Genomic DNA, 21,663 nt, shown 5'->3' on the forward strand with positions numbered 1-21,663 from the left:
CCCATAACCCCGGCGCCGGGCCGCATGGCCAACTTGTGGCGCTGCATCGTCCATTCCGGTGAACGGTGAAACCACCAACGGTGGTCTGTTCGCGGTGTGCCGCAGCAACCACTTCATCTCGACCAAACCGTTTTCGACATCAACACAGCCATCCCACGGAGAATCCTGCATGGACACCGATCCGACCCTGACGCGGCACGACCTCGCCGTCTTGGACAACCAGAAAGCCCTGCGCCAAGCGCTTCGATCCGAATACGACTTCATCGTCTGTGGCGCCGGGTCCAGCGGCTCGGTCGTCGCGGCCCGGCTGGCCGAACAGCCGGACGTCAGCGTTCTCCTGCTCGAAGCCGGCGGCGATGACACGGCAGACACGGTCACCAACCCGGCCCTTTGGCCCCTGAACCTCGGCAGCGAGCGTGACTGGGGCTTCTCGGGCGAACCCTGCCCGACCCTCAATGGCCGCAGGCTTCCGCTCAGCATGGGCAAAGGCCTCGGCGGTGGATCGAGTATCAACGTCATGGTCTGGGCCCGGGGCCACAAGGAAGACTGGGATCACTTCGCTGCGGAATCCGGCGATCCCGCCTGGGGGTACCAGTCCATCCTCGGCTATTACCGCCGCATTGAGGATTGGCAAGGCGCACCCGACTCTGAAAGGCGCGGCACGGGCGGCCCCGTCCACGTCGAACAACCGGGCTCGCCCCAGCCCGTCGCCCGCGCGATGCTCGAGGCTGCCGGGCAGATGGGCATCCCGGTCTTCGACAGCCCGAACGGGGCGATGATGGAAGGCCCCGGCGGGGCCGCTAGCGCTGATCTCCGCATCCGCGACGGCCGGCGCCAGTCAGTGTTCCACTCCTACACCCACCGCGTCATGCACCAGCCCAACCTGACCGTTCTGATCGGCGCCCTCGTCTCCCGCGTCCTGCTGGATGGCACGTCGGCGATAGGCGTCGAAGTCCTGCTCGACGGCAAGCCCCGGCAGGTCCGCGCACGCTGCGAGACCATTCTGTCGCTTGGCGCCATCCAGACCCCGAAAGTCCTGATGCAATCGGGTATCGGACCGCAGCACGAGCTTGCCGCACATGGCATCCGGACCGTGCGCGACCTTCCCGGCGTCGGCCGCAACCACCAGGACCACCTCGCCTTCGGCTGCACCTGGGCCTATCACAAGCCCGAGGGCGTCGGCGGCGGCGGATGCGAGGCGACGCTCTACTGGCAAAGCTCTGCGCGCCTCCAACAGCCCGATATCCTGCAATGCCAGCTCGAATTCCCGGTGCCCGCCCCAGAGGAAGCCGGCATCGAGACGCCACAGCATGGCTGGACCATGTTCGCCGGGCTGGCCCAGCCGAAAAGCCGGGGCCGCCTGCGGCTGTCGGGGCCAGATGCCGACGATCCGCTCCTGATCGAGCCGAACGCGCTCAGCGAACCCGAGGATCTGGAGACCGCATTTGCCGCCGTCGAGATGTGCCGCGACATCGGCAATCACGGGGCTTTCGCCCCGCTCGTCCGGCAGGAGGTCGCCCCCGGCGGTCGAAATCGAAAGGCGATGGCCGATTTCATCCGCAAATCGGCGGTCACCTATTGGCACCAGTCCTGCACCGCCAAGATGGGACGGGACGAGATGTCGGTCGTCGATCATCAGCTCAAGGTCTATGGCATCGACAACCTGCGCATCGCTGATGCCTCGATCATGCCCCGCATCACCACCGGCAACACGATGGCCCCCTGCGTGGTGATCGGAGAGCGTGCCGCCGACATGATCCGCCAGCAGCACGGTCTGACGCGCGCCGAACAGCCCCTCGCAACCGGGGCATGAACCAAAACCGACGCGGATCGGGGCCACGACATCCCCCGGTCCGCATGATCCGGCGCATCCAAATCAAACGGACAATGACACCTCCCGAGGCCGGACTGTGCCAGCCGACATCGCCCTCCATGCCGCATGGCCACGCACCGACAACCCGCTTTCTTCGAATCCGGAACTGTGCCTTAGATGATGTAGCAAGGCGCATCAGAACGCCCGACAGCTGCGGAAACCCGAACAATGCCGGAAGATCCTTTCAGCCCGGACCTCGATCGGATCGATCGAAATATTATGCGTGCGCTTCAGAAAGATGCCCGGATGGCCAATTCAGATCTGGCTCAGCTGGTGAACGTCAGCGCCGCGACATGCCACCGCCGCACCCAGCGTCTGATCGAACAGAAATACATCACGTTCGTCCGAGCTCAGATTGCGCCGGCCAGCGTGGGGCTGGGGACGCTCGTGATGGTCGGCGTTGTGCTGGACCGGTCCACACCCGAAAGCTTTTCCGAGTTCGAAGAGACCGTCGCAGGTATGAAAGAGGTCCTCGACTGCAACCTCGTCGCCGGGGATTTCGACTATCTGCTGAAGATCAGGACACGGGACATGGAAGGGTTCAACCTGTTGCACAGCCGCAAACTCATCACTCTGCCGGGCGTTCGCCAGATCCGCACTTTCTTCGTACTGAAAGAAGTCAAGGACAACGCGCCCTTGGCATTCTGACAGAGCCACCCGTGGCCCGCGTCCCGGACCGATGCGGTCGGACCCGAGGGGCGGCATGACCCGCCCCTGTTGCATGCACCCCTGGCGACCCGGCGGCCACCGGATCGCACGCGCACCGTCACGCCGCCCTGACCCGACGCACCGCCTGCGCCCATGTGGCCATCCGGCCCCCCTGGTGCCGAGCCGCACGCAACGTCGCCTCGGGAAGCGGCGCGCCTTGCCCGTCGGTAAAGCTGGTGCCGTACGGGTTTCCCCCGGCGGCATGAATCGCCGGATCTGTATACCCGGGCGGCACCATGATCGCGCCCCAGTGATAGAACACGTTGTGCAGCGCCAGAAGGGTGGATTCCTGCCCACCATGAACGTTCCCGGCTCCCGTGAAGGCACTCACGACCTTGTCGGTCAGCTTCCCGTTCATCCACAGACCGCCGCAGGTATCCAGGAACTGCTTCAACTGCGCCGCCGGCAGGCCGAAACGCGTCGGCGTGCCGAAAACGAAGCCATCCGCCCATTCCAGATCCGAGTGGGTGGCAACGGGAACTTCACGCGTTGTCTCAAGGTGTTTTCGCCATGCCGGGTTGGCATCTATTGCCGCGTCGGGTGCCAGTTCCGCCACCCGCCGTATCCTGACCGCGGCGCCGTGCTTTTCGGCGCCGGCAGCGATTTCCTGTGCTATCGTGAATGTGTTGCCGGTACTGCTGTAATAGACGATTGCCAGCCGGACGGGATCTTGATCTGTCATGTCGCTTTCCTTTGTTTGACGCGTGGAAAGTTATGTGCGCGCACCCGTCTGCACTACGGCGTCAAATTTCGTTTCACTGTCTGCCCGGATGGACGATCACATGTCTAAGACGCCCAGCCTCGATGACCTCGCCCGCTTCAGGAAAGTCGTCGACAAAGGCTCTTTCGCAGCCGCCGCCCGGGATCTCGGCATTCCCAAAAGCACCCTCAGCAAGGCCATCGCACGGCTGGAGCAGGATCTGGGCGTGCGCCTGCTCGAGCGGACGACGCGCAACATGCGGCCGACCGAAACCGGGCGGATCGTGGCGGATCACGGCAAGACGATGGTCGACGCCTTCGATGCGGCCCGGCGCGCGGCCAGCGACACCGACGGGCCGTCGGGCCGCATCCGTGTCGGGTGTCCACCGGGCCTGTTGGATGATCTGCTGGATGATGTCGTCGCCGATTTTCTCATCGACTTTCCCAAGGTCCGGATCGAACTGGTCGCAATGGCGGGCCCGCTCGACCTCGTAAGGGACGATGTGGATATCACGATCCGCGCGCGGTCGCAGGTCGAGGCCGGCGCCTCGCACGTCGTGCGGCGGCTCGGCGTGTCGCGTGGCATTCTTGTTGCCGCGCCGTCCCTTGCCGGTACGGGCCAACTGCTGACGCCCCGGGACTTGCAGACCGTCCCGACCCTGTGCCTGCCTGGCGACAGCCGCGTGTGGGAGCTTTTCGACCGGGTTGGCACAGCCCATACCGTCGACGTCTCCCCGCGGCTGGTCACGAGCGACATCGCCACCCTGCGGCACGCTGCAATCAGGGGGCTGGGCGTCGCCCTGCTGCCCGAACATGCCTGTATGCCGGATATTGCAGGCGGCCAGCTGATGCGAGTCTTGCCCGACATCTCGACGGTCGAGGGCACGATCTACGCTGTGTTCTCGCGCGACACCGCAAGGGCCTCGGCGCTTCGCGCCTTCATAGACCACCTTGCACGCGCCTTCGCCATCGCCCCATTCCGGCGATAGCCGGGCCAATCTTCACACCGCCCGGGCCGAGCGCGCCAGCTCGCGCGCAAGATCGACGAACACCTTGAACGCGGCCGGCGGGTTGCGCCGGCTGGGGTAATACAGGCACAGCGGCGCAACCGGCGGGGTCCAATCGTCGAGAATCCGCACGAGTCGGCCCGCCGCGATATCCGCACGCACGTTCGACTCCATGAAATAGCCGATGCCCACGCCATTGAGGACCGCGGTGCGCGCCAGGCTGGCCTCGTCCAGAGTCAGTGGCCCGTCCACGTCCACATGCACCGGCTGGCCCTCGGCTTCGAACTGCCAGCGATACAGCGCGCCGTTCGGCAGGCGGACGCGAATACAGGTATGCGCCTTCAGGTCGGCCGGCACGCGCGGGACATCCCGGTTCGCGAAATAGGAGGGCGCAGCCACGACGGCATGTCGGCGCGCGGGTCCCAGAGGAATCGCGATCATGTCCGACGGCACGAGGGTCTTGCTGCGCACCCCGAAATCGAACCCGTCCGCCACGATGTCCACAAGACTCCCCTCGGTCACGAGATCGACCTGAACTTGGGGAAACCGCTTGAGGAACTCCAGGATCAGTGGTTCAAGAATCTCCTGCGCAGCGGTGACGAAGGTGTTGATACGCAAGGTGCCGGAAGGCGTCTCCTGCTGCGATCGGACCGTGTCCAGAGCCTGGTGGATATCCCGCACCGCCGGGCTGACCTGATCGACGAACCTGTGCCCCGCCTCGGTCAGCGAGACACTCCGCGTCGTGCGATTGAACAGGCGCACGCCCAGTTGTCCTTCCAGCTTGGAAATCGCATTGCTGAGCGCGCTCGTTGACATTCCCATGTCGAGTGCCGCAGCCCGGAACGATCCTCTGCGGCTGATCGCTAGCACGGCATCGAAGTCGGTCAGCTTGTAGTTTTTCATTGTCCTGAATTCCGTAATTCAACATCTCACTTTATCCTAATTATCAAAACGCCGTCAAAAGCATTATTTACGGTCACACATCAACTGACCGAAAGGAGCAGACAGCACAAAAGCTTACCCGAACCGGCGCTGATTCGAGCGAGCCGGACATGAAATATTCTTTCAAATATTGGGTAAGCCTTGGCCGAAAAAACGCCGATCTTCAATCATGCTGCAGCGTATCCAGCAAACTATACGCCAAAGTTGCAAGCACCCGTCAGCGTCAAAACGCTACGATGCCGACGCCTGCGACAGGGATGCCATCCAGAAAAACAGACCGGAAAGCCGCCCTCCCACGGCCTTTATGGACCTCTGCCAATATCAACCAAAGGAACTTCAAATGTCCAAGAAACTCAAAACTGCCGTCGCCGCCGCTGCCGCCGCCGCGACCATCACGACCAGCGCAAACGCGCAAGAGACGATCCCGTCCGAACAGCCGGTCAAATCCGTCGTCCTCGTTCACGGCGCCTTTGCCGACGGGTCGGGCTGGCGCGGCGTGTACGACATCCTCACCGCGCGCGGCTACCGTGTCAGCATCGTTCAGAACCCGCTGACCTCTCTCGCAGATGACGTGGCTGCCACCGACCGCATCCTTGACCGTCAGGACGGTCCGGCGATACTCGTCGGGCATTCCTACGGCGGAACGGTCATCACCGAGGCGGGCATCAACCCCAAGGTTGCAGGCCTTGTATACATCTCCGCGCTGGCCCCAGACGTGGGCGAGACCACGGGCGACCAATTCTCTGACATCCCCGCTCCGCCAGAATTCATCATCGAGACCGGCGATGACGGGTTCGGCTTCGTCAACCTCGAAGAGTTCAAGACCGGCTTTGCCGGCGACACCACCGATGCGGACGCGGCTTTCCTCCGTGACAGCCAGGTGCCCATCAACATGGATATCTTCGGAACGCCGGTGAAACACGCCGCCTGGAAGGAAAAGCCGAGCTGGGCCGTGATCGCGACCGAGGACAAGGCCATCGACCCGAAACTGCTGCGCCAAACCGCCGACCGGATTGGCGCCGTGTCGGTCGACGTGTCCGGCAGCCATGTCGTCTTTCTGACCAAGCCGGATGAAGTCGCCGACGTGATCGATGAGGCCGCCCGCGCCTCTGGCGGAAGCTGAATTAGCAAGCGCGTGCGGCGGGGCCCGCCTCGCCGCATGAACCCGCAATCTGCTCAACCAAAAATCTCACTTGGGGAAATCACCCCGGCAATGGAGCCACACCATGTCCCATCTGAAAGTGAAATCTATACTCTCCTGGAGCGCGATCCTGTTCCTCATCTCGGTCGCGGCCGTCGCCGTCGCCTCCTGGATCGTCAATGTAGACAGTTTCATCGGTGGTCACGTTCAGGCGAACCGTACCTGCAAGCTGCCCAAATCCGACCCGTGTCAGTTGATCATATCGGGAAAACGCCATGTCCGGACCTGAACCAATCCGGCTCACCCGTCGCTGCGCGATTGCCGGCGGCACGGGCCTGTTGATTGCAGCGACCACACCGCTGCTGACGGCTTCCGGCCTGCGGGCCGAAACATCACCTTCCAACCAAGGATCTCAGACCATGACCCACATTTCCGCCAACGACGGCACGCAGATCTTCTACCGCGACTGGGGCCCGCGCGACGCGCAACCCATCGTGTTCCACCACGGCTGGCCTCTGACGGCCGACGAATGGGACGCCCAGATGCTCTATTTCCTCGGCAAGGGCTTTCGCGTGATCGCCTTCGACCGGCGCGGACACGGGCGCTCGGACCAGACGGAAACCGGCAACGAGATGGACACCTATGCCTCCGATGTCATTGCCCTGGCCGACGCGCTGGATCTCAAGGCGGCCGTGCATGTGGGCCATTCCACAGGCGGTGGAGAGGTCGTGCACTACGCCGCCCGCGCCAAGCCCGGGCGCGTCTCGAAGCTCGTCCTGATCGGTGCCGTGCCGCCCGTCATGGTGAAGAAGGACAGCAACCCCGACGGCACGCCGCTTGACGTGTTCGACGGCTTCCGCGAGGCGCTTGCCGCGAACCGGCCGCAATTCTACCTCGACGTGGCATCAGGCCCGTTCTATGGCTTCAACCGCCCGGACGCGGAGGTCAGCGAAGGCTTGATCCGCAACTGGTGGCGGCAGGGGATGCAGGGCAGTGCCAAGGCGCATTTCGACTGCATCAAGGCCTTCTCCGAAACCGACTTTACCGAGGACCTCAAGGCGATCCAACTGCCGACGCTGGTGATGCATGGCAGCGACGATCAGGTCGTGCCCATAAAGTCCTCTGCCTCAAGGACGGTCGAGATCATGCCGAACGCGACGCTCAAGGTCTATGACGGCGCCTCTCATGGCATGGCGGCGACGATGGCTGAAACGATCAACACGGACATCTCGGACTTCTTGCAGTCCAGTTAACGAACCGTACCAATCTGGCGCAAAACGCGCCAGCGCAGGCCTCGCCTTCCAAGCTTCCCCCGTCTCTTCCCGGGGGAAGCTATTGCAAGTTCAACCCGTATTGAGCCCATTCATTGAAACGATGTGCCTTTGAGCCACCAATCGGTTCCGGAAAAGCATTAGAAACTCCCACTTCAACTGACCGATGGCATCCAGACAGGCTGTACCTACCGTTCTACATTTGATCGACACCACTCTTACATGCATGTCGGACGTTGGAGCTATGTGCAGCGAATGTCGGCAATCCGCCCTTCCTGCTGGTGACCATCGCAGGTGCGACAAGAATTGAGCAAGCGCGGCGAAGGTCCGAGAGGTCCCACAAGCTGTCGCCCTCAAGTTTGGCCCGCCTACTGTTTTTTCCGTGGATATTAGAAAAAACCCCTTGGGACGCCTGCTCCAACGGCGAAGATCGGCAGTCGGCATCATGGGACCGATTGACGACCCTCGAAGCGAGATTTCCGGCAGCGCCGAAAAAACTGAAGTTTTTGCTTCGTGCGGCCGGCGATTGGCCAATCTCCATATCAAGACACCGAAACAACGACCATTCAGCCGAGGCAGCAAAAAGGAGGATCATCTCGGAGAAACACATTCGGACGGCTTGATGCTGCCACGAATGGCAGACGCGCAAAAGGAGGACCACAATGCTGCGTAACTTACCCACGAAGACCCTGTCCGCAGACCTGCAACTCGCTACCGCACGGGCGCATTTTGACAAGCACGGATCGGCTCTGTGCGACGGCGCGGGGCTGATCGACGGCGAGGCCGGAATGGCCCGTGTCCTGCGTCTTATGACCGGCTTGCGCGAAATATCGCGCCTTGACCGGGCGACGCGGCGTAGGCTGGTCGATCTGCACCGGCTCCTATCCTTCGATTTGGTCAGCGATAGTCTCAACCCGGAGTTGTCGTCTTGGCCCCTCCTCGATCCCGCGAGCATCGAGGTGGAAGAGCTCTACCTTCCGACCGACCGGCTCTATGACCTCCTCGTCGAGATCGGAGAACTGGACGACGAGCGCGATGCGCTGGCGCTTGCCCTCCCGGCGCGGGACGCCGCTTGCCCTCCCGGCGCGGGGCGCCGCTTGACCTGTGGCGCCGGCCATGCGCGGTTTGCACGGTCGGCGTCATGCCCTCGGACGAATGCAAGGTTCGATACCCAGCCTTCCACCGTCGTGGAACGTCTTCGCCGATGCGGCGCGACAGCAGAAAAGTCATGCGCCCGGCAGATTTCTTCTTCGTCATCCGAATGATCGACCAATGTTCTCGATACCAGCACAGAAGTCCAGTCATTGAGAACAACCGAAAGGAACCTGCCAACGCCCACCTTCTCTCTGCGACGGAACATGACGCCGATGAACCAGGCACACCAGCACAGTTTCCGCCACTGCATAAAGGGAGAACATCATGCTGAATTCCACCACCCTCAACACCACCACCATCGACACCGCCGAGGCGCGTCTCGGCGCGGCTTGCACTGTGGAGCAGCACCTCCGACGCCACGGCGCGAGCCTCTGCGACCTGCTGGATGCGCTCGATGATCCGAGCGGGTTCGCGGCGCTCTGTGATCTGCACGGCGTCTTCGGGCAGCCGATCCCGGATACAGATGCCGTCGAGGCCGCGCTGCGCGACGTCCACCGCGTCCTGGCAGACCAGACGCCCTCGTCGCTCGACCGGATCGGTCAAGAGCGAGGCCTGCCAGCCTCAGACATGATCCTCTGGCACGGCGCGCGCGTCAGCGAACTGCTCGCGCGGTTCCCTCACGCCGAGTGAAACTCGGCCGTGCCCTTCAGGTGGCGCGCAAGCGCCGCCTGAGCGTCCATCCTGACGAATTCGGGATGGAGCAGGATATCTGTGACGTTACGCTGTGGCTCATCGAGAAGCACAGCCTGTCTCGTGTCCACGCCTGGGTGATCCGGCCCGACACGCAGATCGACCGGAATGATCAAAAATACCTGCGAAGACACTTACGGTCACCAGTTCTGCGACGGGCATCACTCGAAACACGAAGCCATTCAGGCCCATGCGCGAGTCGAAGCCGCACTGCGGCGCTGGCGATCGGCAGGTAAACCAAAGGTTTCTCGAAGAAAGGGCGGCGAAAGCCGCCCTTTTTGTGCCTCGGTTCGCGGGTCGTCGTTCCTATGTTGTCTATCGCTCAATCCTATAACATCGAAACACTGGCAGACGCACTCATCTCGGTGAACTGGTGAACGGTGACAATTGCGCGAAAGTCCAGGAGCGGTATGCGGGCCCTGACCAAACCCAAAAAAGACCCCACAAGCGCTTCTGTGGCGTGTTTCCACTTCCCAAACCCATCTGGTCAGGCTCGAACCTTCGCTCGCGCAAGAAACCGCAGAAATACCGGAAAATCCAGCGCCTACGCCCGATTGACCTTTTTCGCTTGCAAAATGGACATTTCAAGCCCGCCGGTGGCCATTAATTGGTAGTCAGAACAACAAATCCGCCATTTTCCGCCTCATGCGCATTTGGAATGCCCGCAGGATGCACAGGTCAGGCAGCCTTCGACCTTGCGCATGTCATAGCTGCCGCAGGACGGACAGGCCGGCCCGCGCGGACCGTCCAGGCTCACCACGTTGGCCGTCGGGTCTTCCTTCAGGCCCAGCCCCTCGCCTTCGAGAAAGCCGATATTGATCATGTGGTTCTCCAGCACGCCGCCGATCGCGGCCAACATCGAGGGGATGTACTTGCCGTTCATCCACGCCCCGCCGCGCGGATCGAACACGGCCTTCAGTTCCTCGACCACGAAACTCACATCGCCGCCGCGCCGGAACACGGCGCTGATCATCCGGGTCAACGCCACGGTCCAGGCGAAATGCTCCATATTCTTGGAGTTGATGAACACCTCGAACGGCCGCCGCCGCCCGTCCAGCACGATATCGTTCACCGTTACGTAAATCGCGTGGCTGCTGTCGGGCCATTTCAGCTTGTAGGTGGCCCCCTCCAGCTCCGCCGGACGGTCCAGAGGCTCGGACATGTAAACCACCTCGCCGCCTTCCACGGGCATTGGCACCTTGTCCTCGGACGCGCCCACGCTCAGCACGCTGCCGGTGATGTCGTTGGGCCGATACGTCGTGCATCCCTTGCAGCCCGTATCCCAGGCCTGCATGTAGACTTCCTTGAACGCCTCGAACCCGATGTCGGCAGGCACGTTGATCGTCTTGGAAATGCTGCTGTCGACCCATTTCTGCGCCGCCGCCTGCATCTTCACATGCGCCTGCGGCTCCAGCGTCTGGGCATTGACGAAATACTCGGGCAATTCCGCATCGCCTTTCGTCTCGCGCCACATCTGCACGGCGTAATCCACCACCTCTTCCTCGGTGCGGCTGCCATCCTTTTGCAGCACCTTGCGGGTGTAGGAATAGGCAAAGACCGGCTCGATCCCGCTGCTCACGTTCCCCGCATAAAGGCTGATCGTCCCCGTCGGCGCGACACTGGTCAACAGCGCGTTGCGGATGCCATGCTCGGCCACCGCCGCGCGCACGTCCTCGTCCATCGCCTGCATCATGCCGCTTTGCAGGTACGGCTCCGCCTCGAAAAGCGGAAACGCCCCCTTCTCCTTGGCCAGATCGACCGACGCCAGGTACGCCGCACGGGCGATGGCCTTCATCCACGCCTCGCACTGCGCCGCCGCCGCGTCGTCGCCATAGCGCAGCCCGCACATCAACAGCGCGTCGGCCAGCCCCGTGACCCCCAGCCCGATCCGCCGCTTGGCCTGCGCCTCGGCGCGCTGCTCGGGCAGCGGAAATTTCGACACGTCCACCACGTTGTCCATCATCCGCACCGCCGTCGCCACCAGCTCGGCCAGCGCAGCCTCGTCGATGCCCGCGCCGTCCTCGAACGGCTCCGTTACCAGCCGCGCCAGGTTGATCGACCCCAGCAGGCACGCGCCATAAGGCGGCAACGGCTGCTCGCCACAGGGGTTGGTCGCCGCGATCGTCTCGGCATAATGCAGGTTGTTCGCGGTGTTGATCCGGTCGATGAAGATCACGCCCGGCTCGGCGAAATCATAGGTCGCCCGCATGATCCGGTTCCAAAGGTCCCGCGCTTGAACCGTCTTGTAGACCTTGTCGCCAAAGACCAGTTCCCACGGCCCGTCCGCCTTGACGGCCTCCATGAAATCATCCGTCACCAAAACGCTCAGGTTGAACATCCGCAGCCGCGCCGCGTCGCCCTTCACCGCGATGAACTCCTCGACATCCGGGTGATCGCAGCGCATCGTCGCCATCATCGCCCCGCGCCGGCTGCCCGCACTCATGATCGTGCGGCACATCGCGTCCCACACGTCCATGAAGCTCAAGGGCCCGCTGGCATCGGCGGCCACGCCCTCGACCAATGCGCCCTTGGGCCGGATGGTCGAGAAATCGTACCCGATCCCGCCGCCCTGCTGCATGGTCAGCGCCGCCTCGCGCAGGCCTTCGAAGATACCGCTCATGCTGTCGGGGATCGTGCCCATCACGAAACAGTTGAACAGCGTCACCGCCCGCCCCGTGCCGGCGCCCGCCGTGATCCGCCCCGCGGGCAGGAACCTGAAATCCTCCAGCGCGCGATAGAACCGCTCTTCCCAGGCCTCGGGCTCGGCCTCCGCCTGCGCCACCGCCCGGGCGATCCGCCGCCAGGTATCCTCGACCGTGCCGTCGATGGCCGTGCCATCCGCCTCTTTCAGACGGTATTTCATATCCCAGATGGCCTCGGCGATGGGGGCGGCGAATCGAGTCATACGAGGACCTGTTTTCTCTAGGGTTTCGGGGCAGCGTTAGTGGCAGACGAGACGTAGTACACTAGTCGTTGTAGCGGAATCGGTCAACCAAAGGCATCTCTTCCTCTGGCTGAAAATATCCCAGGGGTATGGGGGACTGGTCCCCCATGTAAAATGGGGTATGGGGGACTGGTCACCCTTATTAGGCCGGGGGTTTGGGGGCCTCGCCCCCAAGGCCTGCGTGGCCCGAACGCGGGTCCGACCTGCGTGCCACCGGCACACCTCAAGGTCGCACCCGCTTGAAATTCCCCACCCCGGCCATAGGATATCAGATGGTGGATATGGGGGCAGTGGTGGCAGACCAGAAGATACATCTCGTCAAACTCTCGGTCGGCTCGGAAACCGTCGAAAGCCTCATGGCTTGGCAATCCAGCAAAAAGGCGCAGGGCCCCGATGGCCTGCCGCGCCACGTCACCCGCATGTGGCCCCGGCGCGAGGCCGAGCTGCTCGAGGGCGGCTCGATCTACTGGGTCATCCAGGGCCTCATCCAGTGCCGCCAGCGCATCCTCCGGCTGGACGAAGTCATCCGCGCCGACGGCATCCGCCGCTGCGGCATCGTGCTGGAGCCGGACATCATCCGCACCACCACCGCCCGCAAGCGCCCGTTCCAGGGCTGGCGCTATCTTGCCCCCGCTGACGCGCCGGCCGACCTGCCCGAGAACCGCCAGAACGAAGACGCCCTGCCCGCGGATCTCAGCGCCGCGCTGGCCGATATCGGCGTTCTCTAAGGCGCGACACTGCGCGCGCGCACAGCCAACTGATCACCGGCGAACAGACACCCGTCGCCTTTGGCAAACTTCCGCCTTTTTCCCTTTGAGTTCAATTGGATTCCGGCAAGTTTCCGCCACCATTCCGGTGTTTTTCCGGCGCCATGCCGCGTCTCACACCGACGTGATCACATGTGCCTGGCTCCCCCCTTGCCGCAGTGTCGTCAAAGGACATATCTGCCGACAGACAGCGCGCTGAAAGACGCGCTGCGGAACGAAACAGACATGCCGAAAGGAACGCATGATGAAACGAGCAACACCGATCCTCGCGGCCGCCCTTGCCGTTGGCGCCGCCCCCGCATTCGCAGGCAACACCTCGGCCCCGGTCGACGACACCATTGTCGCCGCACCGCAACCGGCGCCTGCCCCGACCAATTTCGGCCCCAACTGGACCGGCGCCTACGGCGGTGTCCAGCTCGGCTATGGTGACGTCGACACCAACGTCTCGGGCAGCGACGACGGCGTGATCGGCGGTCTGACCGCGGGTTACGACTATGACTTCGGCACCTTCGTGCTGGGTGGCGGCCTCGATTATGACTTCGCCGATATCGGCGTGGCCAACAATGCCGCGACGCTGGAAAACGTGTTCCGCGCCAAGGTGCGTGGCGGCTACAAGCTGGGCGATGGCCTGCTCTATGCCACCGGCGGTTACGCACAGGCCGAAACCGACAACCTCGGCAGCGATGACGGCTACTTCATCGGCGGCGGGTACGAGCACATGATCACTCAGAACTTCTCGATGGGTGGTGAACTGCTCTATCACGAGTTCGACAATTACGGCGGCACCGCTGTCGACGTCGAAGCCACCACGCTCCAGGTCCGCGGCACCTTCCGCTTCTGAGGTGCGAGCGCCCATCGGCGCTCCCCACCTTTCCACGCGACCTGATGATGAAAAAGCCCGGGCCGGCATTTCGCCGGTCCGGGCTTAACTGTTTTGAACGCCCGCCGAACGGAAAAGTTCCGCGTTTTCGAGTGAGGCGAGTCGCCAAAAGCGGATTTCCGCCCAAGGTGTATCCCCCATGCATCGCCCCATGAAATAACACGTCCCGAACACTGCCAATCAGGCGCCGTCTATTGCACAGTCGCCGGCAGAAGCCATATCCCCCGCACAACGGCGCGCGCCTCCGCGTTCCGCCTCTCTTGGGTAGTAAACGGTCCTGAAAGGATAGCAGTATGAAACGAGCAACCCCCCTCCTCGCGGCCGCCTTCGCACTTGGCGCCGCGCCCGCATTCGCCGGCAACCTGACGCCGGTGCAAGACGATGTCGTCGCACCGCCCCCGCCGCCCCCGGTTGCCGCGACCCCGAACTGGACCGGCCTCTATGGCGGTGTTCAGCTCGGCTACAACAACCTCGATTCCAACATCTCCGGCGGCGACGAAACCGTCATCGGCGGTCTCTTCGTCGGCTACGACTACGATTTCGGCAACTTCGTGCTGGGCAGCAGCCTCGACTACGACTTCACCGAAGCCGACGTGTCGAACGCTCCCAACCCGCAGGTCGACCTTGAAAACATCTTCCGCGCCAAGCTGCGCGCCGGCTACAAGCTGGGCAACGGTCTGATCTACGGCACCGGCGGCTATGCCAAGGCGTTCACCGACAACCTCGGCGACGATGACGGCTACTTCGTCGGCGCAGGCTACGAGACGATGGTCACCGACAACTTCTCGCTCGGCGGCGAACTGCTCTACCACGAGTTCGACAACTTCAACGGCTCCAATGCCGATGTCGAACCGACCACGGTTCAGCTGCGCGGCACGTTCCGCTTCTGATCCTGGACCTAGGGTCTTGCCGTCCGGCGCGCCGGGCGGACCCAATGCAGGCGGGTTCCCGAAAGGCCGGGGACCCGCTTTTTGCATGCCCGCGACCCTGCGTGCGCAGCAGGTGCACCATCCGGTCTCTTAATCTCGGGCCTCGGGAAACCACACTGACACGATACAGACGGAAATACCGACGCGATACCGACGCGGTTTTAAGGATTTCCTCTGGATTAAGGGTTGAGTCGAAAAACGCCGGCTACAGGATCTCCAGCACCGCCTCGGGCGGCCGTCCGATCGCCGCCCTGTCGCCGACAAACACGATCGGCCGCTCGATCAGGATCGGATGCGCCACCATGGCCGTCAGCAGCGCCGTCTCGTCGCTGTCCTTGCCCAGCCCAAGATCGCGGTACACGGATTCCTTGTTTCGGATCAACGCACTGGCCGTCATGCCCAAGGCCGCCAGTGCCGCCCGCAACTCCGCTTCATCCGGCGCATCCTCCAGGTAGCGCCGCACCTTCGGTGGGGTCCCACGCTCTTCCAGCAGGGCCAGCGTCTGCCGCGATTTCGAACAGCGCGGATTGTGCCATATCTCGATCACAGCCATGCGTCTCGCCCCGTGCCAACCGCGTCGCCGACACTCGAAAATCCCTTTTCTTCCAACAACTTGTCCAGACCCCTTGCGATCCGTTCCACAAGCCCGATCCCCTCGAACACCATGGCCGAGTATAGCTGCACCGCACTCGCCCCGGCCCGGATTTTCTCCAGCGCCTGCTCGGCGCTTCCAACCCCGCCCACACCGATCAGCGGCATCGCGCCCCCGGTGACCTGCGCCAGCCGCGCCAGCACCCGTGTCGACCGCTCGAACAGCGGCGCCCCCGACAACCCGCCGGCCTGCTCCCGCATCGCGCTTCGCAGCCCGTCCCGGGTCAGGGTGGTGTTCGTCGCGATGATCGCCGCAACGCCTCCCGCCTGCGCCACGTCGGCCACTTCGGACAACTCCAAGTCACTGAGATCAGGCGCGATTTTCAGAAAGACCGGGATCGGCTCCTCCAGCCAGCTTCGCGCCTCCATCACGCCTTTCAGCAGCGCCGCCAGCGCCTCGGCCCCTTGCAGATCGCGCAGCTTTTCGGTGTTGGGGCTCGAAACGTTGACGGTCGCGAAATCCAAGTGCGGCCCGCACCGCGCCAGCACCCTAGCGAAATCCTCGGCCCGGTCCGCGCTGTCCTTGTTGGCGCCAAGGTTCAGCCCGATCACGGCGTCCCGCGGACGTGCCGCCAGGCGCTGCACCACATCCTCCATCCCCTTGTTGTTAAAGCCGAAACGATTGATCACAGCCCGGTCTTCGGTCAGCCGGAACAGCCTCGGCTTCGCGTTGCCCGCCTGCGGTTTCGGCGTCACCGCGCCAGCCTCGATGAACCCGAACCCGGCCCGCGACAGCGGCGACAGCGCCACCGCGTTCTTGTCGAACCCCGCCGCCAGCCCGATCGGGTTGGCCAGCCGCAGCCCCGCCACCTCGCAGCGCAGCCGGTCCGACGTGACCAGCCCCGGCAACGGCACCACCCCGGCCTTCAACGCCTGCAACGCCAGGCCATGCGCCCGCTCCGGCTCTAACCGGTGCATCAGGCCAAGCCCGATCCGGTCGGTCAGTGTCATACCGCGCCCGCCGGAAACTGGTGCACCCCGTCCACCAGCGGCAGTGGCTGAGCCCAGACCACGTCCTCCAGCCGCAAGACCCTGTAAAGATGAGGAAACTTGTCGCCCCCACGCGAGGTCTCCCAGCGCAGGTCGTCGCCCAGCCGGTCGGTCTCCACCGCCACCAGCACTAGGTCGTCCGCGCCCTTGAAATGCTTGGCCGCCGTCTCGGGCGCCTGCATCGGCGTCGAGAAATGGATATAGCCATCCGCCACGTCCACCGCCGCGCCGCGCGTTTCCTCGTCGGACCGCAACGCGGCCCACTCTTCTTGGCGGAAAATCTTGTATATCAGCATGGCGTTTTGATGCCTCGCCACATGGGCGCGGTCAAGCAGATTGCCTTTGACGCAGTGCCCACCATCCCGCACTCTGCCTGCATTCCTTCAGGAGACATGCTCATGCGACTCATTTCCCTTGCCCTTTCCGGCATCCTGTCCGCCACCGCCGCACAAGCCGATTACACGCTCAACATATTGCACACGAACGATTTTCACGCCCGGTTCGAGCCGATCAGCAAGTACAACTCCACCTGCGCGCCCGAGGATAACGAGGCCGGCGAATGCTTCGGCGGCTCCGCGCGTCTGGCCACGGCGATCGAACAGGCCCGCGCCGACGTCCCCAACCCGGTGCTCTTTGACGGCGGGGATCAGTTTCAGGGCACGCTTTTCTACAATTATTACAAGGGCAAGCTGGCCGCGGAGATGATGAACCGGTTGGGCTACGACGCGATGACCGTCGGCAACCACGAGTTCGACGACGGCCCCGAGGTGCTGCGCGGTTTCATGGACGCGGTCGAGTTTCCCGTGCTGATGTCCAACGCCGATATCAGCCGCGAACCGCTGCTGAAGGACGTCATTCAAAAGTCCACCGTGATCGAACGCGGCGGCGAAAAGATCGGCCTGATCGGCCTGACCCCGCAGGACACGGATGAACTGGCCAGCCCCGGCCCCAACATCATTTTCACCGATCCAGCCGATGCCGTGCAGCACGAGGTCGACAGGCTGACCGAACAGGGCGTCAACAAGATCATCGTGCTGTCGCATTCCGGGTATGGCGTGGATCAGCGCGTGGCCGAAACCACCACCGGCGTCGACGTGATCGTGGGCGGCCATTCCAACACCTACCTTGCCAATGACGACCCCGACGCCGCCGGCCCCTACCCCACAATGGTGGGTAACACGGCCATCGTGCAGGCCTATGCCTATGGCAAGTTCCTGGGCCGTCTCGACGTGGTTTTCAACGACGCGGGCGAGGTCACATCAGCCACCGGCAGCCCGCTGATCATGGACGCCGCCGTGGCCGAGGATTCAGAGGTGGTCTCGCGCATCCAGGAGGCCGCCAAGCCGCTGGACGAAATCCGCAACAAGGTCGTCGCCGAGGCGTCGGAAGCCCTCAACGGAGACCGCGACGCCTGCCGCGCGGGCGAATGCGCCATGGGCAATGCGGTGGCCGAGGCGATGCTGGCCCGCGTCGCCGATCAGGGCGTCGAGATCGCGCTGATGAACGGCGGCGGCGTGCGCGCCTCGATTGACGCGGGGCCCGTCACCATGGGCGAGGTGCTGACCGTGCTGCCTTTCCAGAACACGCTCTCGACCTTCCGCATCGACGGCGCCACGCTGAAAGAGGCGCTGGAAAACGGCGTCAGCCAGTTCGGCGAAGGCGCGGGCCGCTTCCCCCAAGTGGCCGGTCTGACCTTTGTGTTCGATCCCTCTGCCGAAGTGGGCAGCCGCATCACGGAGGTCACCGTCGGGGGCGAACCGCTTGATCCTGAACGCGATTATCTGGCCGTGTCGAACGATTACCTGCGCAATGGCGGCGACGGCTACTCCATGCTGCGCGACGCCGCCGACGCCTATGATTTCGGTCCTGACGTGGCCGATGTGCTGGCCGAGTACCTAGCGCAGAACTCACCCGTCTCGCCGATGACGGACGGCCGCATTCGCCAAGCCGGACAGTGACAGCGCACTGCGCGGCACGGGCTTTGCAATCGCGCTGCCGCGCGGCATAAAGGCGCCATGACCACGGTGCGCGACCAGTACGAGGCCTTTCCCTATCCCGAGCGGGATCCGAGGGACGAGAAAAAGCGCCTGATCCTCGGCTCGCCCTCCCTGCCGCAGGAGATCGACCACTACGTCTTCGGTGGTCAGCGCGACTGGTCGCATCCGCTGCGCATCCTTGTGGCGGGCGGCGGCACCGGCGACGGCCTCATTCAGCTGACCGCCCTTCTGACCCAGTACGGCAAGCCTTATGAGGCTACCTATATCGACCTTTCCACCGCCTCGCGGAAGGTGGCCGAGGCGCGGGCAAAGACGCGAGGTCTTAAGAACATCACCTTCATCACCGGCAGCCTGCTGGACGCCCCGGATCATGGCCCGTACGATTACATCGACTGTTGCGGCGTGCTGCACCACCTGCCTGATCCCGATACCGGATTCCGCGCCCTGCGCGCGGCCCTCGCGCCCGGTGGCGGCATGGGTTTCATGGTCTATGCGCCCTATGGCCGCTCGGGTGTCTATCCTTTGCAAGAGGCCTTTGCTACGCTTTATGGAGACACGCCGCCGAAAGACCGGCTGAAGGCCGCAAGGCAGGTCATGCAGAACTTGCCCGCGGGCCACCCGTTCAAGTCCAACCCCAATCTCAACGATCACAAAAGCGGCGACGCGGGCTTTTACGACCTGCTCTTGCACAGCACCGATCGCGCCTATGACGTGCAGACGCTGGCCGACACGCTCGACCGCACCGGCTGGTCCTTCGCGGGCTTCACCGTCCCGATCCTCTATGACCTCTCACGCCTCGCACCCGTGCCCGAGGGTCTTGACCCGATCCGGGCGATGGCCGTGGCCGAGAAACTCAATGGCACGATCCGCACCCACACCGGCTATGCCACCGACACACCGCGCTCCACCGCCTCCGGCAGGACCCGCACGCTCGTGCCGCACATCAAGGGTCTGCAAGCCGCGCAACTGGCCCGCGCCGTGGCGCAGGGTCAGACGCCGGCGCTCGACACGGACGGCATCAACGGCAAGCTCGCCCTGCCGATACAGGCCGCGCCTGTGATTGCCGGCATCGACGGGCGCCGCACTCTTCAGGACATCGCCGCGCAGACCGGCCTTGATCCGATCAGCTTTGGCGGGCTCTGGACACAGGTCGAAAAGGCCCTGCTCCCCTGGGGAATGCTGGTCTACTCGAACGTGCTGAGGTAGCCCCATGTGCGGACGTTTCGCCGTCACCCTGCCGCAGGACGCCATGGCACAGCTCTTTGCCGCGCGCCCCGTTAACGATTTGCCAGCGGTTCCCAATTACAACGTCTGTCCGACCAACGACGTGCACGTGGTGACCTCGGATGGCAGCGACCGGCAACTTGGCTCGATGCGCTGGGGCTTCATCCCGCGCTGGTACAAGAAACCCAACGATGGCCCGCTACTGATCAACGCGCGCGCCGAGACCATCGCGGAAAAACCCGCCTTTCGCGCGGCGGCCCGCGACCGGCGCTGCCTGATCCCGGCCAGCGGCTTTTACGAATGGACCAAGGACGAGGACGGCAATCGCCTGCCCTGGTTCATTCATCCGGCCAAGGGCGAGGCGCTGGCGCTCGCCGGGGTCTACCAGTCGTGGGACAAGGGCGATGAACCGCTGACCACCTGCGCCATCGTCACCACCGGTGCGAATGCGCCGATGTCGAAGATCCATCACCGGATGCCGGTGATCCTGGCCGAAAAGGATTGGTCGCTCTGGCTGGGCGAGGCGGGCCATGGCGCGGCCACCTTGATGGCGGCGGCCCCGGATGACGCGCTGGGTTTCTACCGCGTGGACCCGAAGGTGAATTCCAACCGCGCCAGTGGACCGGACTTGATCGACCCGCTCGACGACTGATTATTCGTACGAATAATCAGCACGTTACACCGCGCGCGGCCTGGCCCAAGATTATTCGTACGAATAATCTCGTCACCGCGCCGCCATCAGCCGCGCCATGTCCAGCATCCGGCACGAAAATCCCCACTCGTTGTCATACCAGCCAAAGACGCGCAGCAGGCCGCCCGCCGACACGCTCGTCTCCGGTCCCACCAGGATCAGCGACTCGGGGCGCCCCCGCAGGTCGGAGCTGACAAGCGGCTGCTCGGTCCAGCCGAACACGCCACCGGGATGCACCGCCTCGTGCAGGACCGAGTTCACCTTGGCCGCATCCACCGTCTCGCGCGTCTGCACGGTCAGGTCGATGCAGGACACGCTGGCCGTGGGCACCCGGATCGCCCGCGCCTCGATCCGGCCTTTCAGATGTGGCAGAACCAGCCCTGTCTGATCCTGCGCGCTGGTCGTCGTGGGCACCATCGACAAGGCCGCGGCACGGCTGCGCTCTGGCGCGGCGCGGGGCTTGTCCACCGTGGGCTGGCTGCCGGTATAGCAATGCACCGTCGTCATCTGCCCGCTCACCAGCCCGAACGCCTCGTCCAGACACCGCGCCAGCGGTGCCAGCGCGTTGGTCGTGCACGAGGCATTGGACACGATCCGATGATCCCCCAGATCGCCCTCGTTTGCCCCCATCACCAGCGTCACGTCCGCCTCGGCCGACGGACCGGACACCAGCACCTTGCGCGCGCCCGCCTCCAGCCCGCGTTCCGCCACGGCGCGCTTGCCGCCCATCCCGGTGCAGTCCAACACGATATCCACGCCCTGCAAGTCAAGCTGGCGCAGGTCAGGCTGGGCGTGAAAGGGAACCCGGCGCCCGCCCACGATCAGGGTCTGCGCCTCGGTGCTGACCTCCTCCGGCCACGGGCCGAACACGCTGTCGTATTGAAAAAGATAGGCGCAAGTGCTCAGCGGCTCGATATCGTTGATCGCGACCAGTTCGAAATCCTGTGCGTCGCGCAGCAGGATGCGCAGCAAGGTCCGGCCGATACGACCGAAACCGTTGATCGCGACACGGATCGGCGGGGTGGGCATGGCGGTCTCTCCTAAGGGTATTGCGCGGGCGAACCATCGCCGCGACGTGTGGCGTTTTCCAGCCGTGAAACATTA

22 protein-coding genes are annotated in these 21,663 nt (G+C 63.9%); 14 read left to right on the top strand and 8 right to left on the bottom strand.

Annotated features, from left to right (window positions below; genetic code table 11):
- Positions 1 to 169 precede the first annotated feature (169 nt).
- Together XM53_RS19405 and XM53_RS19410 are read left to right on the top strand one after the other, a co-directional pair.
- Positions 170 to 1,813, top strand: a complete 1,644-nt coding sequence (locus tag XM53_RS19405) for a GMC family oxidoreductase (RefSeq protein WP_082631137.1) — start codon at positions 170 to 172, stop codon at positions 1,811 to 1,813.
- A gap of 228 nt (positions 1,814 to 2,041) precedes the next feature.
- The gene (locus tag XM53_RS19410; RefSeq protein ID WP_057796388.1) at positions 2,042 to 2,521 is read left to right on the top strand and encodes an Lrp/AsnC family transcriptional regulator; all 480 of its coding nucleotides are present in this window, start codon (positions 2,042 to 2,044) and stop codon (positions 2,519 to 2,521) included.
- 118 nt (positions 2,522 to 2,639) lie between these two features.
- Here XM53_RS19410 and wrbA read toward each other — a convergent pair whose 3' ends face one another.
- Positions 2,640 to 3,263: an NAD(P)H:quinone oxidoreductase gene (gene wrbA / locus XM53_RS19415; protein WP_057796390.1), complete on the bottom strand. Its 624-nt coding sequence runs from the start codon at positions 3,261 to 3,263 to the stop codon at positions 2,640 to 2,642.
- 100 nt (positions 3,264 to 3,363) lie between these two features.
- Between wrbA and XM53_RS19420 the strand changes: the two genes are divergently transcribed.
- Positions 3,364 to 4,269, top strand: a complete 906-nt coding sequence (locus tag XM53_RS19420) for a LysR family transcriptional regulator (RefSeq protein WP_057796392.1) — start codon at positions 3,364 to 3,366, stop codon at positions 4,267 to 4,269.
- Between the two features lie 12 nt (positions 4,270 to 4,281).
- On the opposite strand, the gene XM53_RS19425 is transcribed toward XM53_RS19420, so the two are convergent.
- Positions 4,282 to 5,190: a LysR family transcriptional regulator gene (locus tag XM53_RS19425; protein WP_057796395.1), complete on the bottom strand. Its 909-nt coding sequence runs from the start codon at positions 5,188 to 5,190 to the stop codon at positions 4,282 to 4,284.
- Positions 5,191 to 5,569: 379 nt separating this feature from the next.
- Between XM53_RS19425 and XM53_RS19430 the strand changes: the two genes are divergently transcribed.
- The 5 genes from XM53_RS19430 to XM53_RS19445 all read left to right on the top strand — a co-directional run bounded on the left by XM53_RS19430 (position 5,570) and on the right by XM53_RS19445 (position 9,426).
- Positions 5,570 to 6,352, top strand: a complete 783-nt coding sequence (locus XM53_RS19430) for an alpha/beta fold hydrolase (RefSeq protein ID WP_057796397.1) — start codon at positions 5,570 to 5,572, stop codon at positions 6,350 to 6,352.
- Positions 6,353 to 6,455: 103 nt separating this feature from the next.
- The gene (locus XM53_RS23200) at positions 6,456 to 6,659 is read left to right on the top strand and encodes a hypothetical protein (protein WP_144435619.1); all 204 of its coding nucleotides are present in this window, start codon (positions 6,456 to 6,458) and stop codon (positions 6,657 to 6,659) included.
- Between the two features lie 130 nt (positions 6,660 to 6,789).
- Positions 6,790 to 7,623 (top strand): alpha/beta fold hydrolase, encoded by an 834-nt coding sequence (locus XM53_RS19435; protein WP_057796399.1) that lies wholly within the window; start codon positions 6,790 to 6,792, stop codon positions 7,621 to 7,623.
- Between the two features lie 680 nt (positions 7,624 to 8,303).
- A complete protein-coding gene (locus tag XM53_RS19440) occupies positions 8,304 to 8,906 on the top strand; it encodes a hypothetical protein (protein ID WP_236544569.1) in 603 nt (200 codons plus the stop codon).
- Between the two features lie 154 nt (positions 8,907 to 9,060).
- The gene (locus XM53_RS19445) at positions 9,061 to 9,426 is read left to right on the top strand and encodes a hypothetical protein (protein ID WP_057796401.1); all 366 of its coding nucleotides are present in this window, start codon (positions 9,061 to 9,063) and stop codon (positions 9,424 to 9,426) included.
- Here the strand turns inward: XM53_RS19445 and XM53_RS23210 are convergent.
- Positions 9,414 to 9,557: a hypothetical protein gene (locus XM53_RS23210; RefSeq protein WP_236544570.1), complete on the bottom strand. Its 144-nt coding sequence runs from the start codon at positions 9,555 to 9,557 to the stop codon at positions 9,414 to 9,416. The genes XM53_RS19445 and XM53_RS23210 overlap by 13 nt on opposite strands.
- 572 nt (positions 9,558 to 10,129) lie before the next feature.
- Positions 10,130 to 12,391, bottom strand: coding sequence for an adenosylcobalamin-dependent ribonucleoside-diphosphate reductase (locus XM53_RS19450; RefSeq protein ID WP_057796403.1), 2,262 nt, complete (start codon positions 12,389 to 12,391; stop codon positions 10,130 to 10,132).
- A gap of 320 nt (positions 12,392 to 12,711) precedes the next feature.
- Between XM53_RS19450 and XM53_RS19455 the strand changes: the two genes are divergently transcribed.
- The 3 genes from XM53_RS19455 to XM53_RS19465 all read left to right on the top strand — a co-directional run bounded on the left by XM53_RS19455 (position 12,712) and on the right by XM53_RS19465 (position 14,967).
- Positions 12,712 to 13,158, top strand: a complete 447-nt coding sequence (locus XM53_RS19455) for a DUF1489 family protein (protein ID WP_144435625.1) — start codon at positions 12,712 to 12,714, stop codon at positions 13,156 to 13,158.
- A 283-nt stretch (positions 13,159 to 13,441) separates the two neighbouring features.
- Positions 13,442 to 14,038, top strand: coding sequence for an outer membrane protein (locus tag XM53_RS19460; protein ID WP_057796549.1), 597 nt, complete (start codon positions 13,442 to 13,444; stop codon positions 14,036 to 14,038).
- A 332-nt stretch (positions 14,039 to 14,370) separates the two neighbouring features.
- Positions 14,371 to 14,967: an outer membrane protein gene (locus tag XM53_RS19465; protein ID WP_057796407.1), complete on the top strand. Its 597-nt coding sequence runs from the start codon at positions 14,371 to 14,373 to the stop codon at positions 14,965 to 14,967.
- 244 nt (positions 14,968 to 15,211) lie between these two features.
- Here XM53_RS19465 and arsC read toward each other — a convergent pair whose 3' ends face one another.
- From arsC to XM53_RS19480, 3 genes are read right to left on the bottom strand one after another with little or no spacing between them, the layout of a single operon-like run.
- Entirely contained in the window at positions 15,212 to 15,559 is a 348-nt protein-coding gene (gene arsC / locus XM53_RS19470; protein ID WP_057796409.1) for an arsenate reductase (glutaredoxin), read from the bottom strand.
- On the bottom strand, positions 15,550 to 16,608 hold the full coding sequence (locus tag XM53_RS19475) for a quinone-dependent dihydroorotate dehydrogenase (protein WP_057796411.1): 1,059 nt from the start codon (positions 16,606 to 16,608) through the stop codon (positions 15,550 to 15,552). Before XM53_RS19475 ends, arsC begins: the two co-directional genes overlap by 10 nt.
- Entirely contained in the window at positions 16,605 to 16,943 is a 339-nt protein-coding gene (locus XM53_RS19480) for a DUF952 domain-containing protein (protein WP_057796551.1), read from the bottom strand. The genes XM53_RS19475 and XM53_RS19480 overlap by 4 nt, the downstream gene beginning before the upstream one ends.
- A 96-nt stretch (positions 16,944 to 17,039) precedes the next feature.
- Here XM53_RS19480 and XM53_RS19485 point away from each other — a divergent pair, with 96 nt between their 5' ends.
- The 3 genes from XM53_RS19485 to XM53_RS19495 are packed head-to-tail and all read left to right on the top strand — an operon-like array spanning position 17,040 to position 20,520.
- A complete protein-coding gene (locus XM53_RS19485) occupies positions 17,040 to 18,605 on the top strand; it encodes a bifunctional metallophosphatase/5'-nucleotidase (protein WP_057796413.1) in 1,566 nt (521 codons plus the stop codon).
- 57 nt (positions 18,606 to 18,662) lie between these two features.
- Positions 18,663 to 19,850 (top strand): class I SAM-dependent methyltransferase, encoded by a 1,188-nt coding sequence (locus XM53_RS19490; protein ID WP_057796414.1) that lies wholly within the window; start codon positions 18,663 to 18,665, stop codon positions 19,848 to 19,850.
- 4 nt (positions 19,851 to 19,854) lie between these two features.
- Positions 19,855 to 20,520 carry an SOS response-associated peptidase gene (locus XM53_RS19495; protein ID WP_057796416.1) on the top strand — a complete coding sequence of 222 codons (666 nt, stop codon included), beginning with the start codon at positions 19,855 to 19,857 and terminating at the stop codon, positions 20,518 to 20,520.
- Positions 20,521 to 20,592: 72 nt separating this feature from the next.
- On the opposite strand, the gene XM53_RS19500 is transcribed toward XM53_RS19495, so the two are convergent.
- Positions 20,593 to 21,588 (bottom strand): type I glyceraldehyde-3-phosphate dehydrogenase, encoded by a 996-nt coding sequence (locus tag XM53_RS19500; RefSeq protein ID WP_057796418.1) that lies wholly within the window; start codon positions 21,586 to 21,588, stop codon positions 20,593 to 20,595.
- Positions 21,589 to 21,663: the final 75 nt, after the last annotated feature.

The organism is Roseovarius atlanticus (assembly GCF_001441615.1).
GTDB classification, from domain to species: Bacteria; Pseudomonadota; Alphaproteobacteria; order Rhodobacterales; family Rhodobacteraceae; genus Roseovarius; species Roseovarius atlanticus.